A 20,639-nucleotide genomic window follows, 5' to 3' on the forward strand; every position below is an offset into this window, starting at 1 on the left:
GCTGCGCTTATCAGACCTACGGTAAACCCCCGACCAATCATTCAAAACCAGGGAGCGGACCCCATCACATTACTGTAAAACAGCATTCTCCCGGCCAGTTCCCCCGTGATGATCAATGCCACCCATACCCAACTGCGCATCCCGCTGTTCAGACGTGATATCCCCCACACCGCGACACACACGCTGGCAAACAACTGCCACCAGAGCAGAGGGCTGGACGCATCAGCACCCGGAACCTGATAACGAAGGCCCAGTGCGCCTGCGCTCAGTACAATGCCAGCCACAATCCCCGCATTACAGACCGTAGAAGGTGAAAGGTGCCAGTACGCTCGGGCAATGGCGACGCTCATAAACCCCGTCAGCAGCGCCGTTCCCAGGAACGCGGCAGGCGTCGCAACGTTGTGCCAGAGCGGGTGTAGCGGCATCTGGTAATAGACCTGCGAGGTCACCAGAATGGTGCCCAATCCCACCAGTGCTGTCACGCCGCCCAGCAGCGTCACTCCGCGCGGCGCAGGCCTGAACCAGCACAGCAGTAGCCAGCAAAACATCACGCCATTGAGCACAATAAACGCGGCCACTTCCCGACTGAGCCAGGAGCTCTCCAGTCCAGTCAGGGAGCGGTAAGCGCCTTCAGGCGCTCCCAGATGCGCCAGCGATGCACAGGATCCCAGCACGGTAATGATCCAGAACCGAAGCGCCAGCGTACGACACTGCATTGCGCTGAATTTCTGTGCGCTGAAAGACTGGCATAGCGTCAGCGCCAGTACTCCGCCAATACCCCACTGAGCGAAGACGGTGAAGAAGACCAATGGCAATTCATACTGTTCCATGTTGTTCTCCTTAATCCCGCGGCGGAATAATGACAATGTTAGGCTGGCTAATCGTGTGATCGGGCAGGTTGTAGCGTTTTTCCAGCACCGCCCATTGCGTCGTATGCTCTTTACGCAGCTCAGCGATCTCGCCAAAACGTAATACGCCTGCCGGACAGGATTCTACGCAGCGCGGCTGCAATCCTTCATCGAGACGCTCAGCACACAGATTGCACTTACTGGTTTTCCCTTCGGCGGGATCGTACACCGGCGCACTCCACGGGCAGGCCATGATGCACATCCGACAACCAATGCAGCGATCGTGATCCTGCATGACAATGCCGTCGGCACGTTTGCTGTACGTCCCCGCCGGGCAGACTTTCATGCACTGCGGGTCATCGCAGTGGTTGCACGACATGCTGATGAAGGCCTGCGTATTGGGCTCATCCGTATGACGTTCACGCACCCGACGCCAGAGTACACCCATCGGCGTCATGTTTTCTGATTTGCAGGCCATGCTACAGGTTTTACAACCGTAGCAATTTTGCATATCAATAAGAAATCCATACTGTTTCATCGCCATTAAGCCTCCCTTCTCACATCAACGAGCGTACTGTTGCAACAGTGCCCATTCCCCAGCACTTCCACCTGATCGTTGGTCACATGGCTACTGCTTCCTCCCTGCTGCTCCCACCAGCCGTTATCCAGACTCACGACTCCGCGTTTGATATGGGTGGTCACGTCAGCAATCGCCCGATGCTGACCGCGATGATTGAACACCACGACCCACTCTCCAGGCTGAATCTTACGCTGCCGGGCATCTTCCGGGTGAATCATCACGTTCGGGCGGTTACGCTGAACCTCCAGGATCCACTCGTTCATCCCGTGGCTGGAGTGTACGCTGCGCGCCAGTTTGCGCTGCACCGCCATTAGCGGATAGGTTTGAGCCAGTTCAGGCGAGCCTTTAACCGATTCTTTCACCTGCTTCCAGGTCACCACCGGCAGGAAATCCTTTTTCGCCCACTCCTCAATGTACAGATGCGCTTTGCCGGTCGAGGTGAGGAACTGGCCGTCTTTAAACGGGATCCAGTCTTCTTCAACGGGGCATACCGGCCCCTTTTTCAGCATGTCGCGGGTAATGCCCGAGCCTTTCAGGCAGGTATCGATATAGTGCTCAATGGGCTGGTTAAAAACCTCGCCAAAACCAAAGCGTTCGGCCAGTCGGGCAAAAATCCAGTAATCGGGTTTGGCTTCTCCCGGCGGCTCCACCGCCTTCTCCATCAGTTGCACATAGTGGCTGCGCACGCCCGCCATAAGACTGACATCCTCAAAAATGGTCGTGACGGGGAGCACCAGATCGGCATATAGCGCAGACGAACTCATCAGGTTGTCGGCTACCACCACAAACGGTACCTTTTTAAAGGCCTCTCTGACCTGGTTGGTATTGGGCAACTGGGTCATCGCACCCAGCGTCATATTCCACCAGAACTTAATCGCATGCGGTTTTTCGTTAACGACCCAGTCACCGATTTTAGGAATAGGAATGGCGGGAATTTTGGCTGCATTCGGCGCCGGAGGAACGATGGGCGAGAATTTTGCCATCTGTCTGACGCCACCCGCATCGCAGACCCCCGCCCCGGCTTTACCGATATTGCCGGTGATCAGCGCCAAATAGAACTGGCTGGCGGCAACGTAAGTACCAAACTCGGTTCTCTGTGCCCCCGACATGTTCTGCACAATCATCGCCGGTTGCGTTGCGGCGTAATCTCGCGCCAGACGGAGCACCGTCTGCGCGGGCACATCAGTCTCCTCCTCCACTTTCTGCGCTGTCCAGGGTTTTGCCTGCGCCCACACGTTATCCAGCACGGTGGTGAATTCACTGTTGGCAGGTAATTCCTCACTCAACAATGCGGGTATCACGCCGGGCGCATCATGGCGTTTCAGGGTCTGACTCTGTGTATCAAACACCAGATAGCTGTCCGCGTCCTTTGGATCGGCACGCATCAGTTGCTGCTGCGGATCCACCAGATAAACCGCACCGGTATGCGCGCGCAGGAAATCCGCGTCATAGCGTTTTTCCTGCATGATGATGTTAATCATCCCTAATGCCAGGGCGATATCCGTACCCGGCACGATTGGTACCCACTCGTCGGCTTTGGCCGCCGTTTCGTTAAATCGCGGGTCGATCACCACCAACCGTGCGCCGTTTCTCTGCGCCTGTGAGTAGTTTTTGAAATAGGCATGCATGGTGACCGCCGGGTTATTCCCCCAGCACAAAATGTAGCGGCTGTCTGCAATGGTGTCGCGGGTATCGGCATAACGCAGGCCAACCATCGGCATCATCGCCGCGGTGACCGCCGCGCAACAGAGCGAACCGGCGGTTTTGGTACTGCCGCCAAGATAGTCGAAAAAGGCTTTGGCCATATCGTTCTTGATGGAGTCCATGTTCCCGGAAGCGGCAGTGAGCAATAAGCCTTTATTGCCCTCAGTGGCGATGGTCTCCCGGATGTTCTTTTCAATGAGATCCAGCGCGGCGTCCCAGGTTACCGGTTTAAATTTCCCCTCGCCTTTTTCTCCTGTTCGCAACAATGGTTGCGTCAGCCGTAATGGGTGATAAACCCATTTGGTGCGGCTAATTCCCCGTAAACAGCACTTCACATTGAAGCCTTTCGTCGCTTCAATTTTCATTAACCGGTCTTTCCAGACGTACGCCGTCAGGTTGCAGTGCAAACACTCCATCGCGCAGGTCGAGCGGAACGTCTGGTAATCCGATTGCTTAAGACGAAATCGGGGTAAAGGCGCACCGTTAGCCTGACGCAGCGTCAGAAACGTCGGCGCTAATGAGGATAACCCCACCACACCGAACCCTTTTAACAGGGTTCTTCTTTTTAAGCGGATATTGCTCAATGTGTCCATGTTCTTGCCTCTAAAAAAGTTCATTATTAGTTAACCCAAGCTCACCAATGATTAACCTGACGCAAGTCAACATCTAACCATTTAGGAGTAGTGAGCTTTTTAAATTGCGAAGGCAGTACTGATTTCAGCCGCGATGGTATACTCGCGAAGAATCAAAAAAGAGAACGCATATGGCTGAAACATCGCAAGGGGTCAATTCGGTTGATATCGCCGTCAACATTCTGGCGTTTGTTGCCAGTCAAAACGGCCAGACGCGGGCCATCGATATCGCTACGGGATGCAACCTGTCGAAAAGTCGTTTACACAAGTATCTGGTCTCACTCTGTCGAACCGGTATGCTGGGGCAAAACGAAAAAGGACTTTATTGCCTGGGATCGACCCTTCTTCAGATGGCGGGGAATCCAGCGGCTGCACGCGATCCGGTGAGTGAACTTAATACGGCGCTGATCGCGTTTCGCGATACCTTTAACCACTCTACCGGCGTGGTGGTTGAGACGGACGGCGGATTAGTGTTGAAGCACTACAATCGCAGCTTCCGTAATGTGGATATCGATTTTCTGCCCAACACGCCCGTTCCGCTTCACGCCAGTTCAGCGGGTCAGGTATTCATGAGTTATTCCGCCTGGCGGCCGCAAAACCAGGCGCAGGCACAACTGATTGAGCAGATACGCTCTCGGGGCTACGCGGTGCGTCACAATCCGACACAGGGGATCCCTGGCGCACAGTCGATTGCCTGTCCGCTACGCAATAAAAAGGGAGAGCTGGTGGCGATTGCCGTGACGATGGGGTTCTTCAGTACAGACGACATGCCGCAGATTGCCGGACAGTTAGTAAGTAGCGTCGAAGCGCTTCATTTGCAGGAATAAGGTTCCCCCGGCGCGGATGGCCGGGGGAAATCGCGATTACGGGCGATACACTTTCACATTCTCAAAGCCCTGCTCACGCAGATACAGCGCCTGCAGACGGCTCATCACGCCGCGCTCACACCACAGCAGCCAGGTTTTATTCTGGTCGAGATCGCCGAACTGAGTGCTCAGCTTGTAGAACGGCAGTGAAACCACATCGACACCTTCTACCTTCAACGGCTTATCGTCCTGCTCGTCGATGGAGCGGATATCCAGAATCACGTCGTTCGGGCCAAAACCGCTGACGGTTTCAACTTCCACCACATCCTGCTGGGTCTGCTGCGCGATTTCACGAATATCGACATTGCTGGCTTCTTCAACCACTTTGTCGAGGATGCTGAAGTCAAAGTTCTGTTCTTCCGCTTCAATCTTCGCCTTGATGGCTTTCACCGTCGGGCTTTTTGAAATCACGCCACAGTATTCCGGCATGGTGCGGGCAAAATCTTCAGTCCCAATCTGGCGCGCCAGATTGATGATGTGCTCTTTATCGTAAGCAATCAGCGGACGCAGAATCAGCGTATCGGAGACGTTATCAATCAGACGCAGGTTGGTCAGCGTCTGGCTGGAAACCTGTCCCAGCGCTTCGCCAGTGACCAGCGCCTGCACGCCATAGCGCTCTGCCACTTTCGACGCCGCGCGAACCATCATGCGTTTCAGTACCACGCCCATCTGGCCGTCATCCACTTTCTCGAGGATCTCGCCGACCACTGGTTCAAAGTTGATGGCGACAAAACGCACGCGATGTGAACTGCCGAAGCGGTTCCACAGATAGTGCGCCACCTGACGAACGCCAATTTCATGCGCCGCGCCGCCAAGGTTAAAGAAGCAGTAGTGAACGCGGCAGCCGCGACGCATCAGCATATAGCTGGAAACGCCGGAGTCGAAGCCGCCGGAGATCAGCGACAGTACATCTTCCTGCGTCCCGATCGGGAAACCGCCGATCCCTTCGTAGCGGCCTTTAATCAGCAGCAGACGATCGTCTTCCACTTCCAGATGGACAGTCACATCCGGGTTGGTCAGCTTCACGCGCGCCGATTCAATATGCTGATTTAAACCGCCGCCTACGTAACGTTCCACGTCAATAGAGCTAAACTCGTGTTTACCGCGACGTTTAACGCGCACGCAGAAGGTTTTGCCTTCCAGTTGATCGCGGTATTGCACCAGCGCCTTCTCGAAAATATCGTGCATGTCGGTAAACGGCACGTCTTCGACTTCGAGAATGTGGTGAATCCCCGGGATACGGGTCAGCGCGTCGCGGATCGCCAGACGCTGGTTTTCATCTTTCGCGCGAACTTCGATGTTATCCCAGTGACGGACAACGGCGAGGGTCTCATCATAGTGCTTTAAAACGTTACGAATGTTCCCGGTCAGCATTTTTATAAAGCGCAAACGCACAGATTGGCTTTTGATGGTGATTTCCGGGAACAATTTAATGATAAACTTCATGGCGGCAATGGTTCTTTAGCAAGCCAGTTACGGCTTGTAGTGGAGAAATAGTACAGCAACCCCGTTAAGGGCTGCATCCAGGCGCGGAAGTATACCACTATCACGCGATTCCTGTGCACATTGCGCGTTATACCCTCAATAATTCGAGTTGCAGGCGGGCGGCAAAGGAGCGCATCCCCTGGCGCTGACACAAGTAAGCGGCTGGAGTGAGCGAATGCAGCCAACGTACATGCAGCCTGAAGTATGATGGGTAAATTTGATAATTGCTCTGAGTCCGTTACCATATCAGGGCTGAAAATACTGAGAGTCAGACATTTATTATGGCGAAGAAAAATGAGGCGCCGGTCAGCTTTGAAACGTCGCTGAACGAGCTGGAGCAAATTGTAACGCGTCTGGAAAGTGGCGATCTGCCGCTGGAAGAGGCGCTGAACGAATTCGAACGTGGCGTGCAACTGGCACGTCAGGGTCAGGTGAAGTTGCAACAGGCTGAACAGCGTGTGCAAATCCTGCTGTCTGACAATGAAGACGCATCCCCTACGCCTTTTACAGCGGATAACGAGTAAATGGATTTTTCGCAGCAGCTTCAAGCCTGCGTCGAGCAGGCTAATCAGGCGCTGAGCCGTTTTATTGCCCCACTGCCCTTTCAGAACACTCCCGTGGTCGAAACCATGCAGTATGGCGCATTATTAGGCGGTAAACGTCTGCGTCCGTTTCTGGTGTATGCCACCGGTCAGATGTTTGGTATCAGCCTGAACACGCTGGATGCCCCGGCAGCCGCCGTTGAGTGCATTCATGCCTACTCGCTGATCCATGACGATCTGCCGGCAATGGATGATGACGATCTGCGGCGTGGCCTGCCGACCTGCCACGTCAAGTTTGGCGAGGCCAATGCGATTCTGGCGGGTGATGCCCTGCAAACGCTGGCGTTCTCGATTATCAGCGACGCCCCGATGCCGGAAGTTGCTGACCGCGATCGGATCGCGATGATTTCCGAGCTGGCGAGCGCCAGTGGAATCGCCGGAATGTGCGGCGGTCAGGCGCTGGATCTCGCCGCCGAAGGTAAACAGGTGCCGCTGGAGGCGCTGGAGAAAATCCATCGTCATAAGACGGGCGCTTTGATTCGCGCCGCGGTTCGCCTGGGGGCGTTAAGCGCCGGAGAAAAAGGCAGAAATGCGCTGCCAATACTCGACAAATACGCAGAAAGTATCGGCCTGGCATTCCAGGTTCAGGATGACATTCTGGATGTGGTGGGCGATACTGCAACGTTGGGTAAACGTCAGGGCGCCGACCAGCAGCTTGGCAAAAGTACCTATCCTGCACTTCTGGGCCTTGAGCAAGCCCGGAACAAAGCCCGGGATTTAATCGCAGAGGCTCGCCAGTCGCTAAACCAACTGGCCGCACAGTCACTCGATACCTCGGCACTGGAAGCGCTAGCGGACTACATAATCCAGCGTAATAAATGAACACACTGTCTTACTTAAAGGCCTCTGATGAGTTTTGATATCGCCAAATACCCTACCCTGGCACTGGTCGACTCCACCCAGGAGTTGCGACTGCTACCAAAAGAGAGTCTGCCGAAACTCTGCGACGAACTGCGCCGCTATTTACTCGACAGCGTCAGTCGTTCCAGCGGACACTTCGCCTCCGGGCTGGGCACGGTCGAGCTGACCGTGGCGCTACACTATGTCTATAACACCCCGTTTGACCAGCTCATCTGGGACGTGGGTCATCAGGCTTATCCACACAAAATTCTGACCGGTCGTCGCGATAAAATTGGCACTATCCGCCAGAAAGGCGGCCTGCATCCGTTCCCATGGCGTGGCGAAAGCGAATACGACGTCCTGAGCGTGGGGCACTCCTCTACCTCTATCAGCGCCGGTATCGGCGTGGCGGTTGCTGCGGAAAAAGAGGGCAAAGATCGCCGTACCGTCTGCGTGATTGGCGACGGGGCGATTACTGCCGGAATGGCATTCGAGGCGATGAACCATGCGGGCGATATCAAACCCGACATGCTGGTCATCCTCAACGACAACGAAATGTCGATTTCCGAGAACGTCGGCGCGCTAAACAATCACCTCGCGCAGTTGCTCTCCGGTAAGCTTTACTCTTCCCTGCGCGAAGGCGGAAAAAAAGTCTTCTCTGGCGTACCGCCGATTAAAGAACTGCTCAAACGCACCGAAGAACATATCAAAGGCATGGTCGTACCTGGCACGCTGTTTGAAGAGCTGGGCTTTAACTACATCGGCCCGGTTGATGGCCACGATGTACTGGGACTTATCACCACGCTGAAAAACATGCGCGACCTGAAAGGCCCGCAGTTCCTGCATATCATGACCAAAAAAGGCCGGGGTTATGAACCGGCGGAAAAAGACCCGATCACCTTCCATGCGGTGCCGAAATTCGATCCGTCCAGCGGTTGTCTGCCGAAAAGCAGCGGCGGTCTGCCGAGCTATTCGAAAATCTTCGGCGACTGGCTGTGCGAAACGGCGGCTAAAGATAGCAAGCTGATGGCAATCACCCCGGCCATGCGCGAAGGATCCGGCATGGTCGAATTCTCACGTAAATTCCCGGACCGCTACTTTGACGTGGCGATTGCCGAGCAGCACGCGGTGACCTTCGCCGCCGGACTGGCGATTGGCGGTTACAAGCCGGTGGTGGCCATTTACTCCACCTTCCTGCAACGCGCCTACGATCAGGTGCTGCACGACGTGGCGATTCAAAAGCTGCCGGTCATGTTTGCGATTGATCGTGCGGGGATCGTCGGGGCCGACGGGCAAACTCACCAGGGGGCGTTCGATCTCTCCTATCTGCGCTGCATCCCGGAGATGGTCATCATGACCCCGAGCGATGAGAACGAATGCCGCCAGATGCTGTTTACCGGTTATCACTACAGCGATGGCCCCACGGCGGTGCGCTACCCACGCGGAAATGCCGTCGGCGTTGAGCTGACGCCGCTGGAGAAACTGCCGCTTGGAAAAGGCGTAGTGAAGCGTCACGGCGAAAAGCTGGCGATCCTCAACTTCGGTACCTTAATGCCGGAAGCGGCAAAAGTCGCGGAATCCCTCAACGCCACGCTGGTCGACATGCGCTTTGTGAAACCGCTGGATGAAGCCCTGCTCCTCGAAATGGCGGCGCGTCATGAAGTACTGGTGACGCTGGAAGAAAACGCCATTATGGGCGGGGCCGGTAGCGGCGTGAACGAAGTGCTGATGGCGCATCGCAAACCGGTTCCGGTGCTTAACATCGGCCTGCCGGACTTCTTCATTCCGCAGGGAACACAGGATGAAGCCCGCGCCGAGTTGGGTCTGGATGCCGCAGGCATTGAGGCCAAAATCAAGGCCTGGTTGGCATAATCCCCCCTTCGCTCCTGCTATGCTTAACCCATAACGAGCATAACAGGAGCGAAATAATGCAATACAACATCTTAGGAAAAACGGACCTTCGGGTTTCCCGCCTTTGTCTGGGCTGCATGACGTTCGGCGAGCCGAATCGCGGAAACCACGCCTGGACGCTTCCCGAAGAGAGCAGTCGCCCTATCATCCAACGCGCCCTTGAGGGCGGTATTAACTTTTTCGATACCTCAAACAACTACTCAGCCGGCAGCAGCGAAGAGATCGTCGGTCGCGCTCTGCGCGATTTCGCTCGTCGTGATGAGGTGGTGGTCGCCACCAAAGTGTTTAATCGGGTGGATGACCTGCCGGAAGGATTATCCCGCGCGCAAATCCTGCGTTCTATCGATGACAGCCTGAGACGGCTGGGGATGGACTACGTCGATATCCTGCAAATTCACCGCTGGGATTACAACACGCCGATTGAAGAGACGCTGGAAGCGTTAAACGATGTGGTCAAGGCCGGTAAAGCACGCTATATCGGCGCGTCGTCAATGCATGCGTCGCAGTTTGCCCAGGCGCTGGCGCTGCAAAAACAGCACGGCTGGGCGCAGTTTGTCAGCATGCAAGACCACTATAACCTCATCTACCGCGAGGAAGAGCGCGAAATGCTGCCGCTGTGCTACCAGGAAGGTGTGGCGGTTATTCCGTGGAGCCCGCTGGCCAGAGGGCGTCTGACGCGTCCGTGGGGAGAAACCACAGCACGCCTGGTTTCTGACGAAGTGGGGAAAAAGCTGTATAGCGAAAGCGACGAAAATGATGCGCAGATTGCCGCACGGCTGGCCGGTGTGAGCGAAGAACTTGGCGCGACGCGCGCCCAGGTGGCGCTGGCGTGGCTGTTAAGCAAACCCGGGATTGCCGCGCCAATTATCGGCTCATCACGGGAGGAACAGCTCGATGAGTTGCTGAATGCCGTGGATCTCACGCTGAAACCCGAGCACATCGCCGAACTGGAAACGCCGTATAAACCGCATCCTGTGGCCGGATATAAATAAGGAAATGTGCCCGATGGCGCTTCGCTTATCGGGCCTGCACACTCGATCCCAGGCCCGATAAGGCGGTTACGCCGGCATCACCATTCAAATAATGCCAATCGGCCAGTGATGGCCGATGAAATAGAGGATCCCGGCGGAAATCACTCCGGCGACAATATCGTCCACCATGATCCCCATCCCGCCATGCACGTTGCGATCGAACCAACGGATCGGCCACGGCTTCCACATATCGAGAATACGGAAAATCACGAACCCGGCGGCGACCCACTGCCAGTCATGGGTCGGCAACGCCATTAGCGTGATCCACATTCCGATGAATTCATCCCAGACGATGCTGCCGTGATCGTGCACGCCCATGTCTTTTGCCGTCTGGTGGCAAAGATAGACGCCGATACAAATCCCCAGCATCACCACCAGCGAATAGAGCTGCCACGGCAGAAAGGTCATCAGATACCAGAAGGGAATTGCCGCCAGCGATCCCATCGTACCCGGAACAACCGGACTGAGGCCGCTACCAAACCCGGTAGCCAGTAAGTGCCACGGGTTAAGCAGATTCAGGCGGCTTTTGGCGACATCTTTATGGCGTGGCAAAATGGTCATATCCTTTCCAGTCAAAAGTGACAGGCGTTCCGTCACGCATGAAATGAATCCCTTCCACATCGGCGCTCATCTGCCCAATGCAGGTAAAGGCAACGCCAAGCTGGCCCATAGCCACCTCCAGCGCACCGCGGTTCAGTTCCGGTACCGTAAAGCATAACTCATAGTCTTCACCGCCAGACAGCGCCCAGCGCAGCGCCTGTTCAGGTTCGACGTGACGCGTCATCGCGTCTGACCAGGGTAGCGCATTGAGATCGACTCGCGCACCGCAGGCACTGGCCTTCACAATATGCCCAAGATCGGAAATCAGTCCGTCAGAGAGATCAATCGCCGCGCTGGCCAGATCGCGCAGCGCCTGACCCTGCAAAATACGCGGCGTCGGACGCAGGTGGCGCTTGAGCAGATACTCACGATCGGCAGCATCGGCAACCTGCAAGCGGTTCTGCAAAATCGCCAGGCCCGCAGCGCTATCGCCCGGCGTACCGGTCACGTAAATCCAGTCGCCCGGTTTCGCCCCGGCGCGTTTCAGGGCGCGCCCGGCAGGTACAAAGCCGTGGATACCCAACGTCATCGACAGCGGACCCCGCGTGGTGTCGCCGCCAATCAGTTGCATACCATAGTAATTCAGACATTCAAACAGACTGTCGCTGAAGGCTTCCAGCCAGGGTTCGTCCACCTCAGGCAGGGTGATCGCCAGCGTCAGCCACGCCGGATCGGCCCCCATCGCCGCCAGATCGCTTAAGTTCACCGCCAGCGCTTTGTACGCCAGATCGGCAGGATCAATGTCGGTCAGGAAGTGGTTGCCCGCCACCAGCGTATCGGTGCTGATCGCCAGCGTCTGTTTATCGGGGATGTTCAGAAGTGCACAGTCGTCGCCAATACCGGTTTCGACGTCAAGACGAGAGCTTCTGACACGGTCAAAATAACGGGCAATCAGGGAAAATTCGCCGCATGCCATACGTTATGCCTCAGCAGAAAAAATGAAAAAGCCGCCAGGAGAGAGGAATCGCTTCCACTTCACTGACGGCCTGGAGATTACTTTTTGTTGGGGCGAATCGCAGGCGCTGCTTTATCCAGAACGCCATTGACGAACTTGTGGCTGTCTTCCGCACCGAACGTTTTCGCCAGTTCGATCGCTTCGTTAATGGCCACTTTGTATGGCACATCACTGCGTTTAGACAGCTCGAACAGCGCAATACGCAGTACGGCTTTTTCCACCTGACCCAGCTCTTCCAGCAGACGAGACAGGTAAGGCTTCATCAGGCCATCCAGGTACGCGCTGTTAGTCGCCACCCCGGACAGCAGTTCACGGAAGTACATGACGTCAACATCTTTCACGTCCTGTTCTGCCAGGAACTGGTATTCAACATCAGCGATGTCGTTCTGGGACAACTGCCAGGAGTAGAGCGCCTGAACGGCACACTCACGAGCGCGGCGACGAGCAGCAGGTTTCACGGATTTCCCCTTACAAAAATCAGGCCTTGATGGCTTTCAATACATTAATCATTTCAAGCGCGGTCAGTGCAGCTTCCGCGCCTTTGTTGCCAGCTTTGGTGCCAGCACGTTCGATAGCTTGTTCAATGCTTTCGGTGGTCAGGACGCCAAAGGCGACCGGAATTTCGCTGTCCTGAGCGACATGCGCCAGGCCGTTGCTTGCACCGCCAGCGACATATTCGAAGTGAGCTGTGCCGCCACGAATAACCGTACCCAGCGCAATCACCGCGTCATATTTACCGGTTTTCGCCAGCGCGCCCGCTGCCAGCGGCAGTTCGTAGGCACCTGGAACCCAGACAACGGTAATGTTTTCATCTTTGACCTGACCAATGCGTTTCAGGGCGTCAATCGCACCTTCCAGCAGGCTGTCGTTGATAAAGTTGTTGAAACGCGCAATGGTGATGGCGACGCGAGCGTCCGGAGTAGCAACGTTAGCTTCAATAATGTTCATATTCTTCCTTCGGGTTCGATATGGCCCCGTAAGGGGGGCGGATTTTATCATAATATTCTGTGCGCTGCTTCCTATAATTCGAAAATTCGAAAGCCTCACGCAGGGGTTAAATGCAGGCAAACGTCCGGGCCCACCTGGCGTATCTCATTGAATTTGAAATGGGGGGCGTCAGCCAGTTTCTCAAGCCCTGGCAACACACATAATCCCCTGGCATCACTGCCTAACAGTTTAGGTGCAAGATAGACGATAAGCTCGTCAACCACACCGGCCTGCAAGAGCGCACCGGCAAGCGTCGGCCCAGCCTCCACCCACAGACTGTTAATCTGTTGTTTGCCCAGCAGCATCATCAGCACCACCAGATCCAGATGACCGTTATGCTCCGGCACCCTAATCGTGCGAACCGAATCAGGCCAGACGCGCGCGTCTTCTTTCGTGCGCGCAATCCAGGTTTCCCCTGGCTGCTGTACCAGACGATGCTCCGGCGTCACGCGGTTCTGACTGTCTATCACAATTCGCACCGGCTGGCGCACGGCATCCTGCGGATAAACCGCCTGTGTCGCCTCACCCAGCTCTGACCAGCGCACGGTGAGCTGCGGGTCGTCCGCCAGCACCGTCGCGCTGCTGGTTAAAATGGCGTGGCTTTGCGCGCGCAGACGCTGAACATCACGTCGCGCCTCTGGTGAGGTAATCCACTGGCTTTCACCGTTGGCCATCGCCGTACGGCCGTCCAGCGAAGCGCCGAGTTTCAGTTGCACATACGGAAACCCGGTGCGCATTCGTTTGAGGAAACCTTTATTTAACGCTTCGACTTCGCTCATCATCAGCCCGTGGCTGACGTCGATACCCGCCTGTTGCAGACGATATAACCCGCGTCCCGCCACTTGCGGATTGGGATCCTGCATCGCCGCCACCACGCGAGAAACGCCAGCGGCAATCAGCGCATCGCAGCACGGCGGCGTACGGCCATGATGGCTGCAGGGTTCAAGCGTGACATACGCGGTGGCGCCTTTGGCCTTATCGCCCGCCATACGCAGGGCGTGCACTTCCGCATGCGGTTCGCCGGCGCGATGATGGTAGCCTTCGCCGACAATCTCGCCATCGTTGACGATCACGCAGCCGACATTAGGGTTGGGATGGGTGGTAAACCGCCCGCGCTGCGCCAGCTTCAGCGCTCGCGCCATGTATAACTCATCCTGCATGGCTTAATCCTGTAGGCGAGCGATCTCTTCGCCAAATTCTTTAATATCTTCGAAGCTGCGGTAAACCGAGGCAAAGCGGATGTAGGCGACTTTATCGAGTTTTTTCAATTGTTCCATCACCAGATTGCCAATCATTTTACTGGGGACTTCACGTTCGCCGGTGGCGCGCAGTTGCGACTTTATATGATTCAACGCCATTTCGACGTCATCGGAACTCACCGGACGCTTTTCCAGCGCACGCTGCATTCCACTGCGCAGCTTTTCTTCATTAAACGGTTCGCGCACGTCGTTGCTTTTCACAACGCGCGGCATCACAAGTTCTGCCACTTCAAACGTGGTGAAACGTTCATTACAAACCAGACACTGCCGACGGCGGCGTACGGAAGAGCCCTCGCCCACAAGACGAGAGTCAATTACCTTAGTGTCTACGGCGAAACAGAATGGGCAATGCATACGGCGTCCTGACCAGGTGGTTAACAGAAATCTATTTTAACCTGAACTGACGTGACAACAAAGGCGCAACGCTTTTGAGACAATGGATCGATGTCTTTACGCCTTTTACGATCTACCATTAACTTATCGCGACAATTCAGGAAATAAGAGTGATGACAAGACGTTACCTAAGAATTCTCCTGGTGGGAAGTCTCTTTAGTCTGAGCGCCTGCGCACAACAAAGCGAAGTGCGCGAGATGCATCAGAGCGTTTCGACGCTCAATAAAGAGATGAATCAGCTTAATCAGGAAACCGTAAAAATTACCCAGCAGAACAGTCTGAACGTCAAATCAACCCGCGGCGTTTATCTGCTGCCGGGCTCCAATACCCCGGCACGCCTGAACAGTCAGGTAGGCACACTGCGCATGTCGCTTATCAACATTGCGCCAAACGCGGCCGGCACCCGGGTGACGCTGCGTATTCAGGGGGAGTCCAACGATCCGCTGCCAGCGTTTAGCGGCACCGTTGAATATGGGCAAATTCAGGGAACAACTGACAATTATCAGGAAGTAAATGTGCAGAATCAGTTGATCACGGCCCCGGCGAGCGTGCTGGCGCCCAGTGATGTGGACATCCCGCTGCAACTGAATAACCTGACGCCCGATCAATTAGGATTTGTGCGTATCCACGACATCCAGCCTGTTACGCAATAAACCTCCTTGCGGAACGTTTTGTGCGTTCCGCAACATCTCCTGTTCCCTTTTGTTATTCCTCTTACATACACGCTCTTTTTAGTAAACGTTGGCAACATTCATGGAATGCCAGTACAATCCTCGCGCTAAAATACGCAAACGTGAACGCAATCGATTACGTAAATGATAGAACTGTGAAACAAGACATATTTTTGTGAGCAATGATTTCTATAATAGGCTCGCAGAAACACGAAATATTCAGAAACGCTATTTGCGCCTTTTTCACTCCCGTCAGGGATTTCAAACAGTGGCATACAATATGAAAAAAACATTACTTGCAGCCGGTGCCGTGCTCGCGCTCTCCTCGTCATTCACCGTTAACGCTGCGGAAAATGATAAACCGCAGTATCTTTCAGACTGGTGGCACCAGAGCGTCAACGTCGTCGGTAGCTATCACACACGTTTCGGACCGCAGCTCCGTAACGATACCTACCTGGAATATGAAGCTTTCGCGAAGAAAGACTGGTTCGACTTCTATGGCTACATGGATGCGCCGGTTTTCTTCGGTGGTAACACCGACGCGAAAGGGATCTGGAACCACGGTTCTCCGCTGTTTATGGAAATCGAACCGCGTTTCTCCATCGACAAACTGACCGGCACTGACCTGAGCTTTGGTCCGTTTAAAGAGTGGTACTTCGCCAATAACTACATCTACGACATGGGTCGTAACAAAGATGGCCGTCAGAGCACCTGGTACATGGGGCTGGGTACCGATATTGATACTGGCCTGCCGATGAGCCTGTCCCTGAACGTCTATGCTAAGTATCAATGGCAGAACTACGGCGCCGCTAACGAAAACGAATGGGACGGCTACCGTTTCAAAGTGAAATACTTTGTTCCGATTACCGAACTGTGGGGCGGTAACCTGAGCTACATCGGTTTCACCAACTTTGACTGGGGTTCCGATCTGGGCGACAACGATTTCTCCGATCTGAACGGCAACAAAGCGCGTACCAACGACTCTATCGCCTCCAGCCATATTCTGGCGCTGAACTACGACCACTGGCACTACTCGGTCGTAGCGCGTTACTGGCATAACGGGGGTCAGTGGAACGACGACGCTGAGCTGAACTTCGGTAAAGGTAACTTCAACGTGAAATCTACCGGCTGGGGTGGCTACCTGGTTGTCGGTTACAACTTCTGATAACGTCCCTTTCCTGCAAAAGCCAGCCTGAGCGCTGGCTTTTTTATGCGTGCGTTTCGTCGCGGATCTTACGTAAAAAATCACTCAGCGATCGATCGGCGCACTCGCAAAATCGTCTGTCGAGCGGCGTGATGCTTAAACAGCGATCGACACGAAAACAGCGGTAGTCTTCGCGTCGCTCGCACCAGGCCACCAGCAGCCAGAATTTGCCTTCGAAGAAGATCCCTAATGGCTGCACGTCCCGCCAGGAAAGCTGTCCCGCCTCGTCGCGGTAATGCAGCGCCAGCACCTGCTGGATAGTCACCGCCCGGTGGATCACATCGAACGCGCTGCGCGAATGGTGTTGTCTGCCAAAGTCAGGGGCGAAAATACGCGCCTGTTCGGCTTTGCGCCGGCTTTCTTCCGGCAATATCGCCAGCACCTTTTCCTGTGCCGACTCCAGTTCCCTGGAGAGCAAATCACCGCCCCAGGTGTGCAGCAGACGAATGGCGGCAATCAGCGCTTCCGATTCCCGGTGCGTCAGCATCAGCGGCGGGAGATCAAACCCCGCCATCAGACGATAACCGCTCCCCGCCTCCCCTTCGACCGGCACGCCGGAGAGCGAAAGGTCACGGATGTCACGATAGATCGTCCGCTCTGACACCTCCAGCCGCTCCGCCAGCAGCGCTGCCGTTGTCAGCCGCCTGCCACGCAGGATCTGGACTATCTGGAACAAACGGTCAGCGCGACGGGTCATAGTTGCTCTCTGTGATTAAGCCGGTTGATGTAAACCCACACGATTGCCTTCGCTGTCGGTAAACAACGCAATGGTACCAATCCCTTTACCGAGATCGAACGGACCAAAAACGCAGTTGCCACCGGCACTGGCGACGCGATCCAGCGTGGCACCGAGATCGTCCGTATGCAGATAAATAATGGCGCCCTGCAATGAAGGCGCGATACCGTCAAACTTCGCCAGCGCACCACCAGGAGCCGGATCGTCATACGGGAAAACCGCCAGATCGGCAAAGCCCATTTTTTCACGACGCAGCGACAGACCCATGACCGGCTCATAAAACGCAATCGCGCGCTCCATATCCGTTACGGGAATTTCAAACCAGTTGATAATGCTTTTCATCGTTCCTCCTGCCTGTGTGGGTAAGTTCAGGAAGAGGATAAAACAGGGCTCCTGACAGCATAGTGTCAGTAGTGATTGCAGGACAAGAGAAAGGGAGAAAAGAAAAATCCCGATCGAATGACCGGGATTTCTGAGCGTTAACTGAAAATCGGATTACGGCAGAATTGACGGCTGATCCGCCCCTTCTTTCTCGACTTTCTGTTGCAGCATATGCTCGCGCTTCATACCAAGCTTAAGCGCCAGCGCCGATGCCACGTAAATGGACGATGCCGTACCGATGGACACCCCGATAAGCATGGTCAGCGAGAAGCCTTCCAGTACCGGACCACCGAACAGGAACAGCATCAGGATAACCATTAACGTTGTACCGGAGGTAATCAACGTACGGTGCAGCGTCTGGGTCAGTGACACGTTAAAGATTTCGTAAGGCGTCCCGCGACGAATTTTGCGGAAGTTTTCACGAATACGGTCAGAGACCACGATACTATCGTTAAGCGAGTAACCGATAACGGACATCAGCGAGGCCACGATAGTCAGGTCGATCTCGATATGGAATAACGACAGGATCCCCAGCGTAATGATGACGTCGTGCGCCAGCGCGATAACCACGCCCGCCGCCAGTCGCCATTCGAAACGGATACCAACGTAAACCAGGATGGAAATCAGCGCTGCCAGCAGCGCCATCGCACCGGTTTGCGCCAGATCGGCACCCACGCTCGGTCCGACGAATTCAATACGCTTCACTGCCGCGTTCTGGTTGGTGGATTCGTTAATCACACTCAACACTTTGCTGCCCAGCACCTGGCCGCCGTTTGCCCCTTCGGTAGGCGGCATACGAACCATGATGTCGTGGCTGCTGCCGAAGTTCTGTAAAAGCGGATCAACAAAGCCCGCTTTTTCCAGCGCGTCGCGCATCACGTCCATCTCAGCCGGTTTTTCCAGCGTAATTTCAATCACCGTACCACCGGTGAAATCGAGACCCCAGTTAAAGCCACGTACGCCCATCACGATGATGGCCAACACCAGCAGAAGCCCGGAGATGCCGAAAGCCCAGTAGTCCCAGCGCATAAAGTCGATGACTTTACGGCCGTGGTTCAATTGTTCAACAGTATATTCCTGTGCCACTTCGCACTCCTCAGATTGACAGCTTCGTGATGCGCTTGCCGCCATACAGCAGGTTCACGATGGCACGGGTACCGACGATCGCGGTAAACATTGACGTCGCAATACCGATACCGGTAGTGATCGCGAACCCTTTAATGGCCCCGGTGCCGACGGCATACAGGATAACGACTTTGATAAGCGTCGTAATGTTCGCATCAAAAATGGAACTGAAGGCGCCCGCATACCCTTCGTTGATCGCCTGCTGCACCGAACGTCCGTTACTCAACTCTTCTTTGATACGTTCGTTGATCAGGACGTTCGCATCGACGGCGACGGCAAGGGTTAAGACGATCCCCGCAATCCCCGGCATACTCAGCGTTGCCCCCGGCAGCAGCGACATGACGCCGACAATCAGTACCAGGTTAGCGATCAGCGCGCTGGTCGCAATCAGACCAAATTTCTTATAGAACAGAATCATGAACAGGATGGACACCGCCAGACCGGCCAGACATGCTTCCAGACCCTGCTTGATGTTCTGCATCCCCAGGGTTGGACCGATGGTCCGTTCTTCAACAATCTGAATCGGCGCAATCAGCGCACCGGCACGCAGCAGCAGAGAAAGCTGACGCGCTTCGTTCGGGTTGTTGATCCCGGTAATACGGAAGCTGTTGCCCAGACGAGACTGGATGTTGGCGATGTTAATCACCTCTTCCTGTTTCACCAGCACCGCACGACCGTTAGCGTCTTTCTTACCGCTGTCTTTGTACTCCACAAACAGGGTCGCCATCGGTTTACCGATATTGTCCTTGGTGAAGTTAGACATGATGTTGCCACCTGCGCTATCCAGCGAGATGTTTACCTGCGGTTGGTTGTATTCGTCCTGGCTGGAAGTGGAGTCAGTGATATGGTCACCGGTCAGGATGACGCGTTTGTACAGCACAACCGGCTGACCTTCGCGCATCTGTTTCACTTCGGAATCGCCCGGCACACGACCGGAAGCCGCCGCAGACTGATCAACGTTGGTGTTGACCAGACGGAACTCCAGCGTTGCTGTCGCGCCGAGAATCTCTTTCGCACGCGCCGTGTCCTGAATACCCGGCAGCTCGACCACGATACGATCCGCGCCCTGGCGTTGTACCACCGGTTCGGCGACGCCCAACTGGTTCACACGGTTACGCAGGATATTGATGTTCTGTTGTACCGCGTATTCACGCGCTTCGCTCAGACGCGCATCGGTCATCACCGCACGCAGCGCATTACTGCCCTGACTTGTGATCACCAGATCCTGGTGACGCTTGCTGAGGTAAGCAATCGCTTTATCACGTGCGTCGGCATCGCGGAAGTTGATGCTCAGGCCGTAATTGTCTTCTTTACGAACGGTAGTATACGGGATGCCTTCTGTACGCAGATCGCTGCGCAGGCTGTCGATATTTTGTTCCTGCAGTTTCCCCAGCGCGGTATCCATATCCACTTCCATCAGGAAGTGAACGCCGCCACGCAGGTCAAGACCGAGTTTCATCGGTTCTGCTTTGATGGCCGCCAACCAGCGCGGGGTTGCCGGAGCAAGGTTAAGCGCCACGACGTATTTATCACCCAGCACGTCCACCAGTGCTTCACGTGCGCGCAGTTGGGTGTCGGTGGTGTCGAAGCGAGCAAGAATCGCGCCCTCTTCCAGTGCCACAGACTTAGCGGTAATTTTTTCTTGTTGTAACGTATTCTGGACCTGGATCAGCGTTTGCTCACTGGCGGCGACACCGCGCGCGCCAGTGATTTGAACGGCCGGATCCTCACCATACAGGTTGGGAAGCGCATACAGCAGACCGACGACAATGACGACGATCAGCATGATGTACTTCCACAAAGGATAACGGTTTAACACGGCAGTTCCC

At 55.2% G+C, this 20,639-nt stretch carries 21 protein-coding genes; 7 read left to right on the forward strand and 14 right to left on the reverse strand.

Translation table 11 applies throughout. From position 1 onward, the window contains the following. Positions 1–41: 41 nt before the first annotated feature. Genes WM46_RS12710 through WM46_RS12720 form a run of 3 tightly spaced genes read right to left on the reverse strand, consistent with a single transcriptional unit; the run spans position 42 to position 3,725 of the window. On the reverse strand, positions 42–830 hold the full coding sequence (locus WM46_RS12710; protein WP_102602428.1) for a dimethyl sulfoxide reductase anchor subunit family protein: 789 nt from the start codon (positions 828–830) through the stop codon (positions 42–44). 10 nt (positions 831–840) lie between these two features. After that, positions 841–1,392, reverse strand: a complete 552-nt coding sequence (locus WM46_RS12715; RefSeq protein ID WP_102602429.1) for a 4Fe-4S dicluster domain-containing protein — start codon at positions 1,390–1,392, stop codon at positions 841–843. Next, positions 1,392–3,725 carry a molybdopterin-dependent oxidoreductase gene (locus WM46_RS12720; RefSeq protein WP_102602430.1) on the reverse strand — a complete coding sequence of 778 codons (2,334 nt, stop codon included), beginning with the start codon at positions 3,723–3,725 and terminating at the stop codon, positions 1,392–1,394. Before WM46_RS12720 ends, WM46_RS12715 begins: the two co-directional genes overlap by 1 nt. A 170-nt stretch (positions 3,726–3,895) precedes the next feature. Here WM46_RS12720 and WM46_RS12725 point away from each other — a divergent pair, with 170 nt between their 5' ends. Continuing rightward, positions 3,896–4,591 carry an IclR family transcriptional regulator gene (locus WM46_RS12725; RefSeq protein ID WP_102602431.1) on the forward strand — a complete coding sequence of 232 codons (696 nt, stop codon included), beginning with the start codon at positions 3,896–3,898 and terminating at the stop codon, positions 4,589–4,591. Between the two features lie 36 nt (positions 4,592–4,627). Here the strand turns inward: WM46_RS12725 and thiI are convergent, their stop codons facing one another. After that, positions 4,628–6,076, reverse strand: a complete 1,449-nt coding sequence (gene thiI, locus WM46_RS12730; RefSeq protein WP_061076629.1) for a tRNA uracil 4-sulfurtransferase ThiI — start codon at positions 6,074–6,076, stop codon at positions 4,628–4,630. A 320-nt stretch (positions 6,077–6,396) separates the two neighbouring features. Here thiI and xseB point away from each other — a divergent pair, with 320 nt between their 5' ends. Genes xseB through WM46_RS12750 form a run of 4 tightly spaced genes read left to right on the forward strand, consistent with a single transcriptional unit; the run spans position 6,397 to position 10,460 of the window. Further along, on the forward strand, positions 6,397–6,639 hold the full coding sequence (gene xseB, locus WM46_RS12735) for an exodeoxyribonuclease VII small subunit (RefSeq protein ID WP_042324547.1): 243 nt from the start codon (positions 6,397–6,399) through the stop codon (positions 6,637–6,639). Next, complete coding sequence (gene ispA, locus WM46_RS12740; protein ID WP_102602432.1) at positions 6,640–7,539, forward strand: (2E,6E)-farnesyl diphosphate synthase; 900 nt, start codon at positions 6,640–6,642, stop codon at positions 7,537–7,539. A 27-nt stretch (positions 7,540–7,566) separates the two neighbouring features. Then, complete coding sequence (gene dxs / locus WM46_RS12745) at positions 7,567–9,429, forward strand: 1-deoxy-D-xylulose-5-phosphate synthase (RefSeq protein ID WP_102602433.1); 1,863 nt, start codon at positions 7,567–7,569, stop codon at positions 9,427–9,429. Between the two features lie 56 nt (positions 9,430–9,485). Next, positions 9,486–10,460 (forward strand): aldo/keto reductase, encoded by a 975-nt coding sequence (locus tag WM46_RS12750; protein WP_061076627.1) that lies wholly within the window; start codon positions 9,486–9,488, stop codon positions 10,458–10,460. 84 nt (positions 10,461–10,544) lie between these two features. Here the strand turns inward: WM46_RS12750 and pgpA are convergent, their stop codons facing one another. The 6 genes from pgpA to nrdR form a co-directional block, all read right to left on the reverse strand. Continuing rightward, positions 10,545–11,060: a phosphatidylglycerophosphatase A gene (gene pgpA, locus WM46_RS12755; protein ID WP_061076626.1), complete on the reverse strand. Its 516-nt coding sequence runs from the start codon at positions 11,058–11,060 to the stop codon at positions 10,545–10,547. Continuing rightward, entirely contained in the window at positions 11,038–12,015 is a 978-nt protein-coding gene (gene thiL / locus WM46_RS12760; protein ID WP_102602434.1) for a thiamine-phosphate kinase, read from the reverse strand. Before thiL ends, pgpA begins: the two co-directional genes overlap by 23 nt. A 77-nt stretch (positions 12,016–12,092) precedes the next feature. Beyond that, positions 12,093–12,512 (reverse strand): transcription antitermination factor NusB, encoded by a 420-nt coding sequence (gene nusB / locus WM46_RS12765; protein ID WP_042285962.1) that lies wholly within the window; start codon positions 12,510–12,512, stop codon positions 12,093–12,095. Between the two features lie 19 nt (positions 12,513–12,531). Next, positions 12,532–13,002 (reverse strand): 6,7-dimethyl-8-ribityllumazine synthase, encoded by a 471-nt coding sequence (ribE, locus tag WM46_RS12770; protein ID WP_001021161.1) that lies wholly within the window; start codon positions 13,000–13,002, stop codon positions 12,532–12,534. 95 nt (positions 13,003–13,097) lie between these two features. Continuing rightward, positions 13,098–14,201: a bifunctional diaminohydroxyphosphoribosylaminopyrimidine deaminase/5-amino-6-(5-phosphoribosylamino)uracil reductase RibD gene (ribD, locus tag WM46_RS12775; RefSeq protein WP_061076624.1), complete on the reverse strand. Its 1,104-nt coding sequence runs from the start codon at positions 14,199–14,201 to the stop codon at positions 13,098–13,100. A 3-nt stretch (positions 14,202–14,204) separates the two neighbouring features. Beyond that, a complete protein-coding gene (nrdR, locus tag WM46_RS12780) occupies positions 14,205–14,654 on the reverse strand; it encodes a transcriptional regulator NrdR (protein WP_042324561.1) in 450 nt (149 codons plus the stop codon). Between the two features lie 152 nt (positions 14,655–14,806). Here nrdR and WM46_RS12785 point away from each other — a divergent pair, with 152 nt between their 5' ends. Both WM46_RS12785 and WM46_RS12790 read left to right on the forward strand, forming a co-directional pair. Further along, entirely contained in the window at positions 14,807–15,346 is a 540-nt protein-coding gene (locus WM46_RS12785; RefSeq protein WP_102602435.1) for a DUF3251 domain-containing protein, read from the forward strand. 298 nt (positions 15,347–15,644) lie between these two features. Next, the gene (locus WM46_RS12790; RefSeq protein ID WP_061076622.1) at positions 15,645–16,529 is read left to right on the forward strand and encodes a nucleoside-specific channel-forming protein Tsx; all 885 of its coding nucleotides are present in this window, start codon (positions 15,645–15,647) and stop codon (positions 16,527–16,529) included. A 43-nt stretch (positions 16,530–16,572) separates the two neighbouring features. Here WM46_RS12790 and WM46_RS12795 read toward each other — a convergent pair whose 3' ends face one another. From WM46_RS12795 to secD, 4 genes are all read right to left on the reverse strand, one after another. Then, complete coding sequence (locus tag WM46_RS12795; RefSeq protein WP_061076621.1) at positions 16,573–17,265, reverse strand: helix-turn-helix transcriptional regulator; 693 nt, start codon at positions 17,263–17,265, stop codon at positions 16,573–16,575. Positions 17,266–17,280: 15 nt separating this feature from the next. Further along, complete coding sequence (locus tag WM46_RS12800; protein WP_061076620.1) at positions 17,281–17,646, reverse strand: VOC family protein; 366 nt, start codon at positions 17,644–17,646, stop codon at positions 17,281–17,283. Between the two features lie 153 nt (positions 17,647–17,799). Continuing rightward, positions 17,800–18,771: a protein translocase subunit SecF gene (gene secF / locus WM46_RS12805; protein WP_046476190.1), complete on the reverse strand. Its 972-nt coding sequence runs from the start codon at positions 18,769–18,771 to the stop codon at positions 17,800–17,802. 10 nt (positions 18,772–18,781) lie between these two features. Continuing rightward, positions 18,782–20,629 carry a protein translocase subunit SecD gene (gene secD, locus WM46_RS12810; protein ID WP_102602436.1) on the reverse strand — a complete coding sequence of 616 codons (1,848 nt, stop codon included), beginning with the start codon at positions 20,627–20,629 and terminating at the stop codon, positions 18,782–18,784. Between the last annotated feature and the right edge of the window lie 10 nt (positions 20,630–20,639).

The sequence above is a fragment of the Citrobacter freundii complex sp. CFNIH2 genome (genome assembly GCF_002880615.1).
In the GTDB taxonomy this organism is placed as follows: domain Bacteria; phylum Pseudomonadota; class Gammaproteobacteria; order Enterobacterales; family Enterobacteriaceae; genus Citrobacter_A; species Citrobacter_A amalonaticus_F.

Bases quoted from the DNA above. Each gene is read 5' to 3' on its own strand.
- WM46_RS12715 (WP_102602429.1), bottom strand. From the start codon at position 1,392: ATGGCGATGAAACAGTATGGATTTCTTATTGATATGCAAAATTGCTAC.
- WM46_RS12725 (WP_102602431.1), top strand. From the start codon at position 3,896: ATGGCTGAAACATCGCAAGGGGTCAATTCGGTTGATATCGCCGTCAAC.
- WM46_RS12720 (WP_102602430.1), bottom strand. From the start codon at position 3,725: ATGGACACATTGAGCAATATCCGCTTAAAAAGAAGAACCCTGTTAAAA.
- WM46_RS12710 (WP_102602428.1), bottom strand. From the start codon at position 830: ATGGAACAGTATGAATTGCCATTGGTCTTCTTCACCGTCTTCGCTCAG.
- thiI (WP_061076629.1), bottom strand. From the start codon at position 6,076: ATGAAGTTTATCATTAAATTGTTCCCGGAAATCACCATCAAAAGCCAA.
- WM46_RS12785 (WP_102602435.1), top strand. From the start codon at position 14,807: ATGACAAGACGTTACCTAAGAATTCTCCTGGTGGGAAGTCTCTTTAGT.
- dxs (WP_102602433.1), top strand. From the start codon at position 7,567: ATGAGTTTTGATATCGCCAAATACCCTACCCTGGCACTGGTCGACTCC.
- WM46_RS12800 (WP_061076620.1), bottom strand. From the start codon at position 17,646: ATGAAAAGCATTATCAACTGGTTTGAAATTCCCGTAACGGATATGGAG.
- pgpA (WP_061076626.1), bottom strand. From the start codon at position 11,060: ATGACCATTTTGCCACGCCATAAAGATGTCGCCAAAAGCCGCCTGAAT.
- nrdR (WP_042324561.1), bottom strand. From the start codon at position 14,654: ATGCATTGCCCATTCTGTTTCGCCGTAGACACTAAGGTAATTGACTCT.
- WM46_RS12790 (WP_061076622.1), top strand. From the start codon at position 15,645: ATGAAAAAAACATTACTTGCAGCCGGTGCCGTGCTCGCGCTCTCCTCG.
- ribD (WP_061076624.1), bottom strand. From the start codon at position 14,201: ATGCAGGATGAGTTATACATGGCGCGAGCGCTGAAGCTGGCGCAGCGC.
- ispA (WP_102602432.1), top strand. From the start codon at position 6,640: ATGGATTTTTCGCAGCAGCTTCAAGCCTGCGTCGAGCAGGCTAATCAG.
- thiL (WP_102602434.1), bottom strand. From the start codon at position 12,015: ATGGCATGCGGCGAATTTTCCCTGATTGCCCGTTATTTTGACCGTGTC.
- ribE (WP_001021161.1), bottom strand. From the start codon at position 13,002: ATGAACATTATTGAAGCTAACGTTGCTACTCCGGACGCTCGCGTCGCC.
- WM46_RS12795 (WP_061076621.1), bottom strand. From the start codon at position 17,265: ATGACCCGTCGCGCTGACCGTTTGTTCCAGATAGTCCAGATCCTGCGT.
- WM46_RS12750 (WP_061076627.1), top strand. From the start codon at position 9,486: ATGCAATACAACATCTTAGGAAAAACGGACCTTCGGGTTTCCCGCCTT.
- xseB (WP_042324547.1), top strand. From the start codon at position 6,397: ATGGCGAAGAAAAATGAGGCGCCGGTCAGCTTTGAAACGTCGCTGAAC.